This window comes from Bacillus cereus group sp. MG16 (assembly GCF_040459875.1).
In the GTDB taxonomy this organism is placed as follows: Bacteria; Bacillota; Bacilli; order Bacillales; family Bacillaceae_G; genus Bacillus_A; species Bacillus_A paranthracis.
Genome location: NZ_JARVHE010000001.1, coordinates 987,125 through 1,003,441, shown reverse-complemented (window position 1 = coordinate 1,003,441; position 16,317 = coordinate 987,125). Strand labels below are relative to the sequence as shown.

The window sequence follows — 16,317 nt, the reverse complement described above, 5'->3', positions numbered from 1 at the left end:
TGCTGTTTCTCCTTCGCATTATGCAGATGTTTTTGTATCAAGTACAGTACCGTCTTGTAACACCAATTTTGGTGCTGCATTATCAGCTACTGTTTCTTTTGTAAGAATACACTTCTCGATATCTTTGCGAGATGGTAGCTCGAACATTACCTCAAGCATTAAGCCTTCAATAATAGAACGAAGTCCACGAGCACCTGTTTTACGTTCAATTGCTTTTTTCGCAATCTCAATTAGTGCGCCTTCTTCAAACTCTAACTCAACATCGTCAAGCTCCAATAGTTTTTGGAATTGCTTAACAAGTGCATTTTTCGGTTTCGTTAAAATATCAACAAGAGCATCTTCATCAAGCGGCTCTAGGTTCGCAATAACTGGAAGACGACCGATAAACTCTGGAATTAAACCAAATCTTAAAAGGTCCTCTGGTAATACGTGAGATAAAACATGCTTCTCATTTACATCAGCATTTTTCTTCTCAGAACCAAATCCAATTACTTTTTCACCAAGACGACGTTTAATAATTGGCTCGATGCCATCAAACGCTCCACCACAGATGAATAAGATATTCGTTGTATCAATTTGAATAAACTCTTGATGCGGATGCTTACGGCCACCTTGAGGTGGAACGCTTGCTACAGTACCTTCTAAAATTTTCAGAAGTGCCTGCTGCACACCTTCACCAGATACATCACGTGTAATTGATGGATTTTCGGACTTACGTGCCACTTTATCAATCTCATCAATATAAATGATTCCTTTTTCCGCTTTCTCTACATCATAATCAGCTGCTTGGATTAATTTAAGTAAGATGTTTTCTACATCTTCCCCAACGTACCCCGCTTCAGTTAAAGATGTTGCGTCCGCGATTGCAAATGGAACATTTAAAATACGCGCTAACGTTTGTGCCAGTAATGTTTTACCACTACCTGTTGGCCCGATAAGTGCGATATTACTCTTCGCTAATTCTACATCATCAATTTTGCTGTTAGAATTAATGCGTTTGTAATGGTTATATACCGCTACCGCCAGTGCTTTTTTCGCGTTATCTTGTCCGATGACATACTCATCTAAAATTTCACGAATTTCTACCGGTTTCGGTACATCTTTGAATTCTACTTCTTCGTCTTTCGCAAGCTCCTCTTGTACAATTTCAGTACAAAGTTCGATACACTCGTCACAAATGTAAACACCTGGACCTGCAACTAACTTTCGGACTTGCGTTTGTGTTTTACCACAGAAAGAACATTTTAATTGCCCTTTTTCATCATTAAATTTAAACATATTTTCACACCCCTTACAAAGTGCTAACCTCTTGCCTTCGTATGTACACGATAAATGTATCGTATGTAAATACATATTATGTCACTACGTGGCGAGAAATACAAATAATATGACTAGTTATGTACAAATAAAAAGTTTTTAAAACTTTTGAAATATGTATATTCGACTTATTAAGGAAGTTTTCCTTCTTCATCGAAAAGTTTTATAAATATATTTCTATATTTATAAAACAAGGCACGATTAAAATCGCGCCTTGTTATTTTATTATGCAGCGTTTTCTACTAAGAAGTCTACAGCTTTACGAACTTTAAGATCTTCAGCTAAAGCGTCTACGCTTCCAAGAGCTTGCTTGATAGCGTCTACTGGCATACCGTACATTTCAGCCATTTTTTCAACTTCTGCAGTTACTTCTTCTTCAGTAACTTCGATGTTTTCAGCTTCAATGATAGCTTCAAGAACAAGGTTGATTCTTACGCGTTTTTGAGCGTCTTCTTTCATTTGCTCTTTTAACTTGTCAGCATCAGTACCTGTGAATTGGTAGTAAAGCTCAAGGTTCATACCTTGTTGGCTTAAACGTTGCTCGAATTCACGAACCATACGATCTAACTCAGTGTCGATCATAGCTTCTGGAATGTCGATTTCAGCGTTAGCAGCAGCTAATTCTACTACTTCGTCACGTACTTTGTGCTCAGCTTCGTGCTTTTTGCCTTCTTCTAAGTTTGTGCGAAGTTTTGCTTTTAATTCATCAAGAGTTGCAACCGCTTCGTCAGCTTCTTTAGCGAACTCGTCGTTTAACTCAGGAAGTTCTTTTGTTTTGATTTCGTGAACTGTTACTTTGAATGTTGCTGGTTTGCCAGCTAATTCAGCAGCATGGTACTCTTCTGGGAATGATACTTCAACGTCTTTAGACTCACCAGATTTAAGACCAATTAATTGCTCTTCGAAACCTGGGATGAATGTACCAGAACCGATTGCTAGAGAGTAGTTTTCGCCTTTTCCGCCTTCAAATGCTTCGCCATCAACGAAACCTTCGAAGTCGATTACAGCTGTATCACCGTTTTCAACAGTTCCTTCTTCTTTAACAACTAGCTCAGCTTGACGCTCTTGTAAAGATTTTAATTCGTTCTCTACATCTTCGTCAGTTACAGTTGTTTCAACTTTTTCTACTGCTAAACCTTTGTACTCACCTAATTTAACTTCAGGTTTCACTGTAACTTTTGCAGTGAAGATAAGGTTAGCATTTTTTTCGAACTTCTCAATGTCGATTTCAGGATGAGCAACTGGGAAGATACCAGCTTCATCGATTGCTTCACCGTATGCTTTTGGTAAGATGATATCTAAAGCATCTTGGTATAAAGATTCAACACCAAAGCGTTGTTCGAATAACGGACGAGGCATTTTTCCTTTACGGAAACCTGGTACGTTGATTGTTTTTACTACTTTTTTGAACGCAGCGTCGATAGAGTTGTTTACTTCTTTAGCATCAACTTCGATTGTTAAAACGCCTACGTTACCTTCTAATTTTTCCCATTTTGCAGCCATTTATTCTTTCCCTCCAACTATAATAATGTATGCACATACCTCTATAGATTAAGATCTTCATTATCTCTTTTTTGAAATAACAAAAGTACAAATAATCCTCTAGCAAAAGCTTTCAGATATAATGTTCCAATCTACTAATTGCCTAAAAGACAACTACGGTATATTTTGTTCGAGAATAATATGAAACATATTAAGTAAGAGAATTACACTTCTCTTCTCTTACAAACAGGCAGATTTCTGCCTTTTGCAACCCTTACATTATAACATAGAATATGCTCGTTTCAAGAACCGAACGATTCTTTTTCATAATTATACGGGCAAATATCCTTCTCTTTCGACACGTAATAACCATTGATAGGCAATATGAAACTCTTCTAATTCAATATTATACGCTGTCATAAGCTCTTCTTCATCAATAGTCAACCCGAAACGCTTTCTACCAATTCTCTCTAAAACAGCAGCCCAAATCTCCACTTTATCCATTAATAGAGCGAATGGGAAAATGCTAATTTGCAATTCTTTCCAATATGTAACCATCGCATCAAATATATCAGGATAATTTTGCTCTAATCGACTTGATAATCTATGTATAATGTTATCGGATTGCTCCTCATTATGACCTGTAAATGCCGGAATTACCTTGATCGTATTCCCAAACTTTTCTACCTCTATCTCTTCTTCTATTTGATTTTCTATCATTTTATATAAAATAGAAGTTTTCAAATAAGGGTGCTGTTTTTCGTCTATTAAAAATTTCTTTAAAATAGGTAATGCAAGACCCAAGTCTTTTAACGAAAGTTGCTGAATCGCTCTTAGCTTTTGCCCAAAGTTTTCTCCAAATATTTCATTAGTAAATTCATCTAACTCAAAATTCGAATCAACTCGTGATGTATCTACTTCATTTAACATACCTTCTGCAAATAAAGCGAGCTGTGCTAATTTTTCCTTTTGCTCCGGCATTACATCTTTCGTTTGCAAAACTTTTTCAACAGTTTCAATAACGCCTTCATAATCATTTGTTTGAACTAAAATTGTCACATACGTTTCAAGAATATCACCAAATAAGACCGCTCCTGTTTCCAGTAACTGTTCACATTTCTCTTTCGCTTCTTCCATATGTTTTAATTCTAACAAACAAATAACCGAAGCTAGTTCCGTTTGTTCCGTTTCTGCATTATACTGACGTAATATTTCAAAGCAGCGCAATGCATCTTCGAATTTCCGCTCTTTCAGCGCTAAAAAACCTTCATCAATATAGCGCTCTGATAGTTGCGGAAACAATACGACCGTATTTTCTTTTTTATCCATACGTCCGCCTCTTTTTCTAGATTTTAATTATCTTTAAAGTAAATATATCAAATGAGTAATGAGAACACAACATCCCGAAACCCTTTGTTTGAAATATAGAAATATTTAATTTTTACATTTCAATACAAGTGAATTCCTACTCAAAATTAAAAATATACAAATAAAAACCCTCAGCAATTCAAGCAGAGGATTCATCATTAATGGAAAGCTTTTATAATAGTGGGGTATATAACAAGGGTAATAATTTGGAGAACAATAATTGCCATAACAATCATGCTAAAGTAGAAGATTGGTTTACTTCGCTTCATTAAAAACATAATGATGAGCATTGTACAAGCAAACAAACTTAAGAAGAACAAACTCGTTGTCGAACTAAGTATACCACTTGGGACAAAGAACAATAACACAACACTACAAGTACCTATAATTCCAAATAACCATTCCATTCATTCACTCATTCCCTTTCCCTCTCATGGTAGTTTCCTCTACGCGATTAAATGTTTTACAACATCAACTACATACGTTAATTTCTCATACGCTACAAATCCAAAAGCAACTGTTAAACCCGTTACGATTAATCCCTTCATTATTTCTTCCTCCTCGTTTTATCGTTGTTACCTTCATTATAGAGGATTAACAATTTGTTACCATCGAACTACCTTACAGTTACCTTACAGAATTGTAAGATTTCAAAGAGAGATTGAAAAACACCCCATATCGCTTGAGGTGCTTTCACGGAATTTCTCTATAATCACTTGCAAAATTAACTTTTTTCTCTTGTTTATTTTTCGGAGAATCCACTCTTAAACTAATAGATTTACTAAATAATTTCGGATTGAAATAATAACAACAATCCGTTTGAGGACAATATACACAATACACATCTATTTCTTCTTTATTCACTTCTTTTGTAGCGACTCCGCTTGCTGTAGAATAACTAGATCGGAATCTTACTTCCAGTATCCCTCTTGCATTCAACTCTCTATATTTCACTTGCACCCTTTTAAATACCCCGCCCTTATATACTACAAGATCAAAGGGCGAATGCTCTGTTTGTGGTATTAAAATCATATATCCTTTTTCATACAAATCAACTTGTGCCTTTAAAACAGCTAAATCTCCTTTTGTTTTTGTATGATGGTACACTTTTTCTCAGCACCTTTTTACATATTTCCAAAATAATATTCGTTCCTTTTCTTAACTTACCTCCCAACATTTTCTCATTAAAAGAAAACTCTTTGTTAAAACCATGTTAATATATTTTTGTATAATTAAGAATTTAATTTACAAGGGGGATTATATATGTTCAAAAAAGTAGCTGCTGATGTTTTAGGGTTAAGTGATGTAGGTTCTGTCATTACACCGAAAGATTATGACAAGGTCGATGCTGATGATTACGTAATGCATGAAGATGGAGAGAAAATTTATTTTCTAATTAAATCGAAATCAGATGAATATTGCTTCACAAACAAAGGATTACTTCACCTAGATGGTACAAGTGCGACAAGCAAAAAACGTACACTACGCCGCTTTAGCTATAGTAAATATCAAATTAAAAACGTAGCGCTTGAAACTGCGGGAACGATTGATTTAGATGTAGAAATTAAATTTCAAATGGGAGATGAACATTATTCAATTGATGTTCATAAAAAACATATCGAGGAATTAAAAGATTTATATAAAGCTTTACTTAAAATCGAAGAAATTTCATACGACAACGATATTACATTGCAGTATGCACATAAAAGTTTAGATATGGCATCTAACGCTTTTAGCCGTATTTCAAATGCACAAGTAAATTTAGCAGAGCAATTTAAAGAAATGAACGAAATCGCCTTTAACTGGCTCGTTGATACGAAGAAACAATATAATGTGAAAGATTATGGTTTTGTATTTGAGAAGTTTATTAATAACTAAACAGAAAACCTTGTTATCAAAAGATAACAAGGTTTTTTCAGCGTCCCAGGAGAATTTCGAGCTCCCACTCCGCCCATTTCCGTACTATTTTATATATTTTGATCGCAGTCTTAATATATCTTCCTCTTCTCGAATACCTGCCGATCCTTTCCTCACATTTTTTACGATAGTCCAATCCGGGTTGGTTTCATCACCGATGTTCTGTACTGTAAAGTTGCCATCACCATATTTTCGGTGACCTTCTGCCAATTTCTCCGTTAAATCGTTCTCATTTGATCTCGCCATCTTTGCGCCATCTCCCTTTTTTATACAACCTTCTTAAACTGTCTAACCAATCACAGGTCTAGTCAATTGGAGATTCTCGTTTTCCGCTTCTATTCATTGTAACACACTAACGGGGATAAGTTTCGATAACGGTTGCTCAATCGTACTAGAATGGTAAAAAGTTATAACATTCTAAGTGAAAATTAGGACAATACGATGTACGACGTGTTATAGAAGGTATTGATCCCGATACTGGCGAAAAACTTTCATGGTGGGAACGCACTGGTGCTGATGTCATGGTTTTTGCGGGACTTACGCCTGTTGGCAAGGGAATAAAAGTAGTCAAAGGTGCAAAAAAAGTTTCCAATGCAATAGGTGCAGCAGCCACAATAGAAAAACAACGGAAAACTTTAAAAGCTAATAGCTTAGCAGGTAAAGAATACGAAATAAAAATGTTTGAGGTTATAAAACACCAAAAACCTAAATCTGAATTGAATGAACAAATAACCGTACAAACAAAATCGGGCGTACGCACTCGTATAGATATAGAAGGCAAGGACGCAAATGGTAAGATTGACTTAGTAGAGTTAAAATCTTCACCTACTGCACCTCTTACTAAAAATCAGAAATAAGCCTTCCCTGAAATTGCAGAATCAGGTGCAATAGTTAAAAGTAGGAACAAACCCCCATTTGAAATTACTAACAGGGAGAATGAATGCAATTAGTTACATAATTGAAAATAAAATCGTTACACAAATGTTGAGAAATATTGAAATTCAATTTCCATCAAATTCTATTCTTGCTATCATTATTTATAAGAATATTCAAAAAGGGAGGGAATTTTATGGACGTTCTAATAAAGGGGAATGCACAAATTTCAAAACTACTTAACGAATGGTACAAAGAAATACGTTCACGTAATATAGATAATGCCCATTGTTTAAAAGAAGAAATTAATTCTATTATTCACAATAACGAAGCAGACTCAAACTTGTTACTCTACTATCACCTGTTAGATTTCGGCTATAAATATTTAGTGGATAATTTAAGTATTTCAAAAAATAGCTTTGATAAAATTGAATCCTTTGATATTCCCACAGATAACTTTTTATCTTACTACTACCATTTTTATAAGGCTATTCATTCTAACGCAGTTGGTAATTATAACCTTGCTAAAGAACAGTATGATAAAGCAGAACTTTTACTTAAACACATTCCTGATGAACTTGAAAAAGCGGAATTTCATTACAACTTAGCAACATATCATTATCATATTTATCAAGCACTTTTAGCCATTAAGCATGGTACAAAAGCTAGGGACATATTTTCTAAACATGAAAGCTATGAATTAAAAACAGCTTATTGTGATAATTTATTAGGATTAGCTTGTACGCATTTAAAAGAATTTGAACTAGCTGAAGAATACTTTGTTACTGCAATGAACACATTCCAAAAGCAAAAAAATGAGAAAGCAATCTTACTAGTTCGTCATAATTTAGGCTTAATGTATGCGAGTCAAAATCTTTCTAGTTCGGCAATTCGATACCTTTCAGAAGTAGTTGAAAAGAAACCTCATCATTATAAAGCTATTTTTGTTAAGGCAAAGGAACATGTTAAGCTAGGTGAAAAAGAAATTGCATGTCAACTCATTGAAAAAGGTTTAACTATCTGCAATGAATTAGGGAATCAAGAATATCAATACCGTTTTGCAATTCTGAGAGAACTAAATAAAAAAGCTGCTGCTGACAAATTAGAAAAAGCAGTACTGGCAGGAATGGACTACTTTAGAAACGAAAGATTATGGGAATATGTTCAAGAATACACGGAAGCACTAGCGGTCCAATTTCATAGCGAAGGAAACTTTGAACAAGGAAGTAAATATTTCTACTTAAGTTATGAAGCTAAGAAAGAAATTTTTAATAAGGAGGCGTTAAAGTGAAAAAAGTATTATTAGGATTGCTATTGATTACACTTGTAACGATAGGCACGCATACTTCAGTTAACACTCAAACAGCTATTAATATTATACAAGGTTTAGCTGATGGTGATACAGGTTGATTTATTAAAGACGCAGGACGCTTACCTACTCTTAGGGTGGCGTTCTTTTTTATCTAACTTTAACGAAAGGGTTGAACTACAAAAATGTTTGATGGATTATCGTTAGAGACAATAAGCAAACTTCCACCTGCTTTCACTACAATTATAGCCACCTTACTTATACCAGCTGTATTATATAGTGTTAATCAACTTGTAATAGCGGCAACAACTAAGGAAATTGACAAATTGTATTTAAATAAAGTCACACAAGTAAAATTAAACTTTTGGAATATAATTTTATCTACACTGTTAGGTGCTATTTTATATCTATTTTATATCTATTTGCTACTGTGTTTTTTACTTTGGAGTATATGATAACCTTAATAAAACTTGGAGTAACAGCGAAAAAGTTTGGTACATCGGAGGAACTTTAATTATTAGTGTTATTCTATTAGTTGTACTATATTTTCTGTTTTTGTTTTCTCTGCATAAAAACAAGAAGTTTAATATTATTCTTAAGGTTTTAGTTTCCCTTCAAATCATAAGTAGTGTAATAACGCACAATTATCTCGAGCACTTTGTCGATTGTTAGATTGAACATATAACGATTTTCTGCAATCTCTTTCTTCCGCGGATCACTTTTTAATCTATCGCTAAAAACATTCGTTAAATCTTCGCTAATCGTTAAAGAATCACGTCTTTTTGACATAAAAAAATAAGCCCCCTAACTCGTTAGCGACCGCACATTGTACGATTCAACTTACGAATTAGAGAGCTTATATATTGCGGATTTTGACGTCACCGCAAAGGTTTTGTTAGCGTCCCAGGAGAGATTCGAACTCCCGACCGACGGCTTAGCTTACCACCATAGCTTTCGCTACCAGCAATTACTGTTTGTAGTCTGGACTATATCTTCACCATTTCAGGTGCGACACGTGTAGTCTCTACGGAACCTCACGATGATTTTCATCATACTTCAGAGTCTTTACCATTAAGTTTCACTTAATCATTCAAAACTCCTTAATCTTTTTCAAGATCGTAAGTTTCCTCGGTATTACCATCAGCCGAACTGTTAAGGCTTCACCGATATAGTGTCGTCCACTTTATAGGTTCTTGTTTCCCTATAAAGGCTCCTATTTTTCTTGAAGGCCGTTGCTCTATCCTGCTGAGCTACTGGGACATGGAGCGGGTGAAGAGAATCGAACTCTCGACCAGAGCTTGGAAGGCTCTTGTTTTACCACTAAACTACACCCGCATATGTTATTTTATTTTCAATCGTTAGCGCCGTTGCCCTATCGACAATATTTATTATATGTATAACCATACATAAAGTCAACACCTTTTTTAAAAGAGGATAATTTTTCTTATCCTCTTTTAAAAACTGCTTGTTCAACTAGCTGTCCGTCTAGTGTTTCAAAACGAACTTCCATTTGATTTTCATCCATTTCTAATAAAGCAAATGTTTTTTCTACACGCTGACGCGGTAATAAAATACTGCCTGGATTAATAAATAAAACGCCGTCGATTAATTCCGCACCTAATACGTGAGAGTGTCCGAAGCATGCAACTTGCGCCCCTACCTCTTCAGCACGGTACGCTAATGTTTGTACCGTCATTTTCACGTTATGACGATGTCCGTGCACAACTATGAAACGAACACCATCTACATCAGTTACAATTTCGTCTTGAAAGTTAGCATAATCACAATTCCCTTTTACAACATGGAAACCTTGCAACTCTTCATGAGCAGGCGTTAGCTCTGAATCACCGCAATGAATCATGATATCTACTTTCCCTTCATACTTCTCTTTTAACTGCTGTAATTCCTTCACAGAGCTATGACTATCGCTTACGATTAAAGCTTTCATCAATCTCTCTCCCTTATTCTCCTAAAAACCATTCAGGGATTTTTTCTTCTAGCTTACGTAGAGCACGTCCGCGGTGACTAATAGCATTTTTCTCATCTGAACTTAGTTCGGCCATCGCTTTTTTATATTCTTCCACATAAAAAATCGGATCATATCCGAAGCCATTTTCCCCGCGGCGTTGTTCTAAAATAAACCCTTCGCACGTCCCATTTACAATGACAGGCTTTTTATCCCCTTCAGGGAAAGCCACTGCTAATGCACAGTAGAAACGAGCTTTACGCTTTTCAAACGCTACGTCATTTAATTCTTGTAAAACTTTATCAATATTTGCTTGATCATCTTTCGGCTCTCCAGCAAAACGTGCTGAATACACACCTGGTTTCCCGTTTAAAGCATCTACAATAAGACCTGAATCATCCGCAATTACAATTGCATTCAATTGTCTACTCAAACTGTCCGCTTTTAAGATTGCATTTTCTTCAAATGTTTCACCAGTTTCTTCGACTTCTTCAATATGAGGAAAATCGTGTAATGATTTCACTTCTAAATCAAATCGCTCAAATAACTCAGCAAATTCACGTACTTTCCCCATATTTTTTGTCGCTACAACAACTTGTTTCATTTTTTCCACCTCTACTCTATATGAGATACGATGTCACCTAACGCTTCTTTTTGCATATCAATCAGTTGGAAAATGCCTTGTTCTGCAGCATCAAGTAATTCATTTAACTGCGCTCTACTAAACGTCGCTTCTTCTCCAGTTCCTTGCACTTCAACGAACTGACCTTTCCCAGTCATAATTACGTTCATATCAACGTCTGCTTTAGAATCTTCTGCATAGTTTAAATCTAAAACAACACCTTGTTCTTCAACAATTCCTACTGACGTTGCTGCTAAATAATCTTTTACTGGAATTTTAGATACTTTTTCTGCTTGTAATAATTTCTCAAACGCTAATACCATTGCTACATATGCACCTGTAATAGAAGCTGTTCTCGTTCCACCATCCGCTTGAATAACATCACAATCAATCCAAACTGTTCTCTCACCAAGCGCTTCTAAGTCAACTACCGCACGTAATGCTCGTCCAATTAAGCGCTGGATTTCCATTGTACGTCCTGTTACTTTCCCTTTACTTGACTCCCTAATTGTACGTTGTTCTGTCGCACGTGGAATCATCGCATATTCAGCTGTTACCCAGCCCTTGCCTTCTCCACGCATAAAAGGCGGGACACGCTCTTCAATTGTCGCTGAGCAAATTACCTTAGTATCCCCAACCTCAATTAATACTGATCCTTCTGGATGTTTTAAGTAATTCGTATGAATATGTATATGGCGTAATTCTGTTTTCTCTCTACCATCTACTCGCATAACAATAACCTCCTCATAACTACTTGTTAGTATAGCCAAATTTAAATGTATGATATGTATACAATAAAAGAAGAGGAACCCAAAAAGCAATTCCTCTTTCTTACTTAAGTATATCAAATTATTGACGATTAAAAACTACCTGTATTCACGTTTTCTGGACGATCTACAGGTTTTATTAACTTTCCACCCTTTTCATCTATAAGATTTGCTTTACCATTCACTTCAATAGAAACGCTTTTCACGCCTTTCTTTTCAGTTAAAGATAAAACTAACGACTTCAATACATAATTTGAAACCATATTTTTATCTGGGTTTATAAATATATTTTCGTTAAAGTTTAATGTAAGATTTCCGTCTTGTAATTTCGGATTCGTAATGAGCTTAACTCCTGGATTGAAATCGTTCAGAAGAGATTGATGAATCGGTCCTTTTACAAGTTCATCTACAATTGCTGCATAATCATTTTCTTTTCCTTCTACAACGCGGCGTGTTACTGGTACGTAGTATTGCTGTTTATTATTATTTTGTGCCATAAAATAAAGTGTTACTGGTTTTGTATTTGTTACATCCGCTACTTGCTCATCATCGAAGTTAATACCGTTCGCACGGCTCACCCCTTCACCAAGCGGTGTACCACCAACAGGCATCTTCGCTAATTTTTCACCATTTATTTGGAACTGCACTTGTTTTATTTCTTTAAATTGCGTCAACGTCCATGCAATAGATTCAACGATTTGACGTTCTTCCTCTTTTGCATAGTTTTTCATTTCTTTAGAAAAATCAATGACTGCCGTCCCATCTTTTTTCAAGTTTAGGGTCATCGATGTATTCGCCGGAATGACTGCACGAAACCCATTCGGTAACAAATTCGTTACCGGTCCATCTTTCACAAGGTACTCTAACGTTTGCTGAATAACCTCATTTGCTTTCGGAGTAGGTATAGCTAACGTTTGCGGTACAACATAGCCATTTTTATCAACAAGGTATAGTTCTCTATTCACCGTTTTTCCTTGCTTATCTTTCTTAGATACTTCTTTCTTTCCACCCTCTGTATACGTAACTTGTTTTGGCGGATCAATTTGCTCCGTTGCTTTCTCTTGATTTATAAAGCCACACCCTGTTAGTAAAACAGCGCTCACAGTAGCACCAACAACCCATTTAAAAGTGGATTTAGGCATGCCATTCCCCCCTAAAATCTAAGTTTGTACTATTATGTATACGAGCTGTTTCATGTTTTAGAACAAGCTGTGCTCCCTATAAACAAAAAAACTCCTGATTTCTCAGGAGTTCACTTATATGCATTCTATTATTATTCTTTTTCTAAATGAATATGTTTCACATTTTCAATCGGTTGACCGAACCATTTTGATGCAATTTCTTTAAATAGACCTATTTTCCCTGTTGTTAAGAAGAGATGATCACTTTGTTCCTCTCCCTCATTCAACATTTTACTATGGTATAAAATGGTACTTACTTCACGCGCCGTTTCATCACCAGAACTAATGAGTTGCACTTTATCTCCCATTACTTGTTTAATAACAGGACCTAAAATTGGATAATGTGTACAGCCTAAAATAAGCGTATCAATATCAGTGTTTTTCAGCGGTTGCAACGTTTCTCTTACAACTTCATACGCCATTTCACTTTCGAAATTACCGCTCTCTACAAGCTCAACAAAAGGTGGACACGCTAAACTTTCTACCATAACACGATTATTAATAGACTTTAACGCTTCTTCGTATGCACCACTTTTCACCGTTCCAATCGTTCCAATAATCCCAACATGATACGTGTTTGTCATTTTTAAAGCTGTACGTGATCCTGGGTGAATAACTCCTACCACTGGAATTGGTAATTGTTTCTGCATCTCTTCTAATACAACTGCAGTTGCTGTATTACATGCAATAACTAACATTTTGATATTTAAATCTAGTAAATGCTCCGTCATTTCCCACGTAAATTGACGCACTTCTTCTCGAGAACGTGGACCATAAGGGCAACGTGCTGTATCCCCTAAATATATAATGCGCTCTTTCGGCAACTGACGAATTAATTCCTTCGCCACTGTTAAACCGCCAACTCCTGAATCAATAACACCGATTGCTCTATTCAACTTCATCACCCGTTTTCTCATTCATCATCTTATTTTATCATTATATTTTTCACACTTTAAGTTCGCTCACTTAAACTGCTTCTATATGAAAATTTTCATTTGTACCTGTATAGACTAGGACCTTTTTTATTTTGCTCCTTTTTTTCATAATTTGCAAGACAGAAAAACAACCGACCTTCTATATGAAAGTCGGTTTCTTCTATAATAAAGTACATCTTTAATGCTCCATCTTTTTTTGGAAAGAAGACATTCCTATTAATAAGAAGAAATGAGCAGAAATTAACATGACGATTAAAATAAAATTGAAACGATAACTATTTGTAGATTCCATAATTTTGCTCGCAACAGCTGGTCCAAATGCCATACCGAAAAAGTTAATTAAATTATATAAGCCAAGACCGACTCCAACTTTAGCTGCATGTAGTGTTTTCGGTATAAATGTGTTCAATGATACTTGAATGGCAGAATAACTCATAAATGTCAAAATAATCGCCAATACAATAACGACTATACTTCCATTCGGAATAAACCCTAAAATTAAAAAGCCAACAATCATAATGATAGACGCTACATAAATCATATTCACATTTCCAAACGAAGGGACAATCTTTCCAGTAATAAAACTAGACACAATACCAAAGAGTGATGCAACAAATAATACAATTCCGATAACAAATGGAGACAATCCGTGCTCTCTTCCTAACAGTAATGGCAACAATAATAAATTAGCACATAACGCCACATTAATTATAAATCCGACTGTTATTAAACGAAGAAATGCTTTGTTCGAAAACAACTCAATATCGATAAATGGATGCTCCGCTTTCTTCATACGAACCGTGAATAAAAACAAAAAAATTATCGATAACACAAATAGCCAACTATTCATATTGACACCTAATAAAACAGTCGTAATGAATGCAAATAGTAACGCCACTCCAATGTAATCAAAATAAAACGCTTCATCCGTGTGCCGTGCTTCTTCTGGCATAAATTTTATAAGCAAGAAAATCCCCACTACTGAAATAACCATAAATAAAAATAAATATGGCCACCCTAGTGTATTTGTAATAACCCCGCCAACTAAAGGGCCAATACCTACTGCTAATGCAATAGAAGAACTAATCATCGCTAACGCACCAGGCTTCTTATGAGGAATAACTAATTTGGCCACTGCAATCATACTAAGCGCAATAAACGCTGCACCCCCGCTCGCTTGCACTAATCGTGCAAGAATGGTAATCACATAAGATTGATTCATAAATCCAATAATAGAACCCACTACAAATATGATAATCGAAATAATTAATAGTTTTTTTACACTGTAACGATCAGCAAGCTTCCCATATATCATTGAACCAATACCGACAACTAAAGAATAACCTACTACAACCCAACTTACTTTCGATTGACTAATAGATAAATCATGAGCAATCTCCTCTAACGCAACATTAAATAAAACCGCATTCATCGGTCCTAATAAAACGATAAAACATAATGTGAAAACAAACCATTTTGAATGATTACTTATATCTTCCCCCATGTGTAACACCTCTCCTGATTGTAGTAATTGAAAACGAAAAATGAAGTTGTTTAGCTCTTCTATTATCACTAGACAACTTCATCAAATGTATACATTTATCGCGCGACAAATTGAATTCGAAACGAAACATGTACGTTGTTCGATATTCATGGAACTATCATAGTTTCAGCATTACAGTTTGTCAACGAAAAATATACAAAGTAAACTATTTTAGTATTTTTAGTTTACTTTGTTCAAAAATTGTTATACACTAATTTCGAATCCGATATAAGGAGGACTAACACGGCTATTCAAATTTGCAATTTCTAACTTAATAAAATAATGAACTTGTATACAGAAGAAACATTACAGGAGGATTATGATGAAGAAAAAAATGTTAGTTGTATTAACGAGCGTTGAAAAATATCCAAATTTAAATCGAGCTACTGGCCTTTGGCTTGGTGAAGCTGTTCATTTCGTTAAAAAAGTTGAAGAAGCTGGTTACGAAGTAGATTATGTTAGCCCACAAGGTGGTTATACACCGATTGATCCGCATAGTTTAGCAATGGCGGAGAGCATCGATTGGGAATGGTATCAAAAGAAAGAATTTATGAATCGCCTCGGTTCTACAATGAAACCGAGTGAGGTGAATCCAGAAGACTATGCTGTTATTTATTACGCAGGTGGTCACGGTGTGATTTGGGACTTCCCTGAAAATAAAGAACTCCAAATGATTAGCCGTAGCATTTATGAAAATGGCGGAATTGTTTCCTCTGTTTGTCACGGAGCTGCTGGTTTATTTCATATTACATTAACTAATGGGGAACATTTAATTAGCGGTAAAAAAGTAACAGGATTCTCAAATGAAGAGGAAAAACTAGCTGAATTAGATCAATTCGTTCCATTTTTAACAGAAGATGAACTTATTAAAAATGGAGGACTTTACGAAAAAGCTACACAGCCTTGGGAAGCTTTCGCTGTAGAAGATAGTCGTGTTATCACTGGTCAAAACCCAGCTTCAGGTGGTCCAGTAGCTGAATTAGTATTACAACACTTAAAAAAGAACATGTAATAAAAAAAGCAGATTTTCCATTCAT

17 protein-coding genes, 1 tRNA gene and 1 pseudogene are annotated in these 16,317 nt (G+C 35.4%); 5 read left to right on the top strand and 14 right to left on the bottom strand.

Annotation, left to right across the window (positions count from 1 at the left end; translation table 11 throughout):
- Positions 1-18 precede the first annotated feature (18 nt).
- The 5 genes from clpX to QCI73_RS05195 form a co-directional block, all read right to left on the bottom strand.
- Positions 19-1,278 (bottom strand): ATP-dependent protease ATP-binding subunit ClpX, encoded by a 1,260-nt coding sequence (gene clpX / locus QCI73_RS05215; RefSeq protein ID WP_000472282.1) that lies wholly within the window; start codon positions 1,276-1,278, stop codon positions 19-21.
- A 264-nt stretch (positions 1,279-1,542) separates the two neighbouring features.
- A complete protein-coding gene (gene tig / locus QCI73_RS05210; protein ID WP_000729258.1) occupies positions 1,543-2,820 on the bottom strand; it encodes a trigger factor in 1,278 nt (425 codons plus the stop codon).
- Between the two features lie 309 nt (positions 2,821-3,129).
- Positions 3,130-4,128, bottom strand: a complete 999-nt coding sequence (locus QCI73_RS05205) for a hypothetical protein (RefSeq protein ID WP_327922438.1) — start codon at positions 4,126-4,128, stop codon at positions 3,130-3,132.
- A gap of 197 nt (positions 4,129-4,325) precedes the next feature.
- On the bottom strand, positions 4,326-4,574 hold the full coding sequence (locus tag QCI73_RS05200) for a hypothetical protein (protein ID WP_001983650.1): 249 nt from the start codon (positions 4,572-4,574) through the stop codon (positions 4,326-4,328).
- 286 nt (positions 4,575-4,860) lie between these two features.
- Positions 4,861-5,274, bottom strand: a complete 414-nt coding sequence (locus QCI73_RS05195) for a group I intron-associated PD-(D/E)XK endonuclease (protein ID WP_000274735.1) — start codon at positions 5,272-5,274, stop codon at positions 4,861-4,863.
- A 156-nt stretch (positions 5,275-5,430) separates the two neighbouring features.
- On the opposite strand from QCI73_RS05195, the gene QCI73_RS05190 reads away from it, so the two are divergent.
- Positions 5,431-6,045, top strand: coding sequence for a PH domain-containing protein (locus QCI73_RS05190; protein ID WP_000475206.1), 615 nt, complete (start codon positions 5,431-5,433; stop codon positions 6,043-6,045).
- Between the two features lie 84 nt (positions 6,046-6,129).
- On the opposite strand, the gene QCI73_RS05185 is transcribed toward QCI73_RS05190, so the two are convergent.
- A complete protein-coding gene (locus tag QCI73_RS05185) occupies positions 6,130-6,330 on the bottom strand; it encodes a hypothetical protein (RefSeq protein ID WP_000124456.1) in 201 nt (66 codons plus the stop codon).
- Between the two features lie 185 nt (positions 6,331-6,515).
- On the opposite strand from QCI73_RS05185, the pseudogene QCI73_RS05180 reads away from it, so the two are divergent.
- The 3 genes and pseudogenes from QCI73_RS05180 to QCI73_RS05170 all read left to right on the top strand — a co-directional run.
- Positions 6,516-7,034: pseudogene (locus tag QCI73_RS05180) on the top strand (pre-toxin TG domain-containing protein); the annotation flags it as partial.
- A gap of 119 nt (positions 7,035-7,153) precedes the next feature.
- Complete coding sequence (locus QCI73_RS05175) at positions 7,154-8,248, top strand: response regulator aspartate phosphatase (RefSeq protein WP_070806892.1); 1,095 nt, start codon at positions 7,154-7,156, stop codon at positions 8,246-8,248.
- Positions 8,245-8,367: a hypothetical protein gene (locus QCI73_RS05170; protein ID WP_353822607.1), complete on the top strand. Its 123-nt coding sequence runs from the start codon at positions 8,245-8,247 to the stop codon at positions 8,365-8,367. The genes QCI73_RS05175 and QCI73_RS05170 overlap by 4 nt, the downstream gene beginning before the upstream one ends.
- 502 nt (positions 8,368-8,869) lie before the next feature.
- Here the strand turns inward: QCI73_RS05170 and QCI73_RS05165 are convergent.
- From QCI73_RS05165 to QCI73_RS05130, 8 genes are all read right to left on the bottom strand, one after another.
- Positions 8,870-9,055: a hypothetical protein gene (locus tag QCI73_RS05165; RefSeq protein ID WP_000044632.1), complete on the bottom strand. Its 186-nt coding sequence runs from the start codon at positions 9,053-9,055 to the stop codon at positions 8,870-8,872.
- A 472-nt stretch (positions 9,056-9,527) separates the two neighbouring features.
- Positions 9,528-9,601 (bottom strand) — tRNA-Gly (locus QCI73_RS05160).
- Positions 9,602-9,710: 109 nt separating this feature from the next.
- On the bottom strand, positions 9,711-10,214 hold the full coding sequence (locus QCI73_RS05155; protein WP_000645500.1) for a metallophosphoesterase: 504 nt from the start codon (positions 10,212-10,214) through the stop codon (positions 9,711-9,713).
- A 13-nt stretch (positions 10,215-10,227) separates the two neighbouring features.
- Positions 10,228-10,836, bottom strand: coding sequence for an XTP/dITP diphosphatase (locus tag QCI73_RS05150; protein WP_000815935.1), 609 nt, complete (start codon positions 10,834-10,836; stop codon positions 10,228-10,230).
- A gap of 11 nt (positions 10,837-10,847) precedes the next feature.
- The gene (gene rph, locus QCI73_RS05145; protein WP_001261765.1) at positions 10,848-11,585 is read right to left on the bottom strand and encodes a ribonuclease PH; all 738 of its coding nucleotides are present in this window, start codon (positions 11,583-11,585) and stop codon (positions 10,848-10,850) included.
- Between the two features lie 128 nt (positions 11,586-11,713).
- Positions 11,714-12,763: a spore germination protein GerM gene (gene gerM / locus QCI73_RS05140; protein ID WP_353822606.1), complete on the bottom strand. Its 1,050-nt coding sequence runs from the start codon at positions 12,761-12,763 to the stop codon at positions 11,714-11,716.
- Positions 12,764-12,894: 131 nt separating this feature from the next.
- Positions 12,895-13,704: a glutamate racemase gene (racE, locus tag QCI73_RS05135; RefSeq protein ID WP_060632430.1), complete on the bottom strand. Its 810-nt coding sequence runs from the start codon at positions 13,702-13,704 to the stop codon at positions 12,895-12,897.
- A gap of 211 nt (positions 13,705-13,915) precedes the next feature.
- The gene (locus tag QCI73_RS05130) at positions 13,916-15,241 is read right to left on the bottom strand and encodes an MFS transporter (RefSeq protein WP_353822605.1); all 1,326 of its coding nucleotides are present in this window, start codon (positions 15,239-15,241) and stop codon (positions 13,916-13,918) included.
- A 361-nt stretch (positions 15,242-15,602) separates the two neighbouring features.
- On the opposite strand from QCI73_RS05130, the gene QCI73_RS05125 reads away from it, so the two are divergent.
- The gene (locus QCI73_RS05125) at positions 15,603-16,292 is read left to right on the top strand and encodes a type 1 glutamine amidotransferase domain-containing protein (RefSeq protein WP_262724345.1); all 690 of its coding nucleotides are present in this window, start codon (positions 15,603-15,605) and stop codon (positions 16,290-16,292) included.
- Positions 16,293-16,317 lie beyond the last annotated feature (25 nt).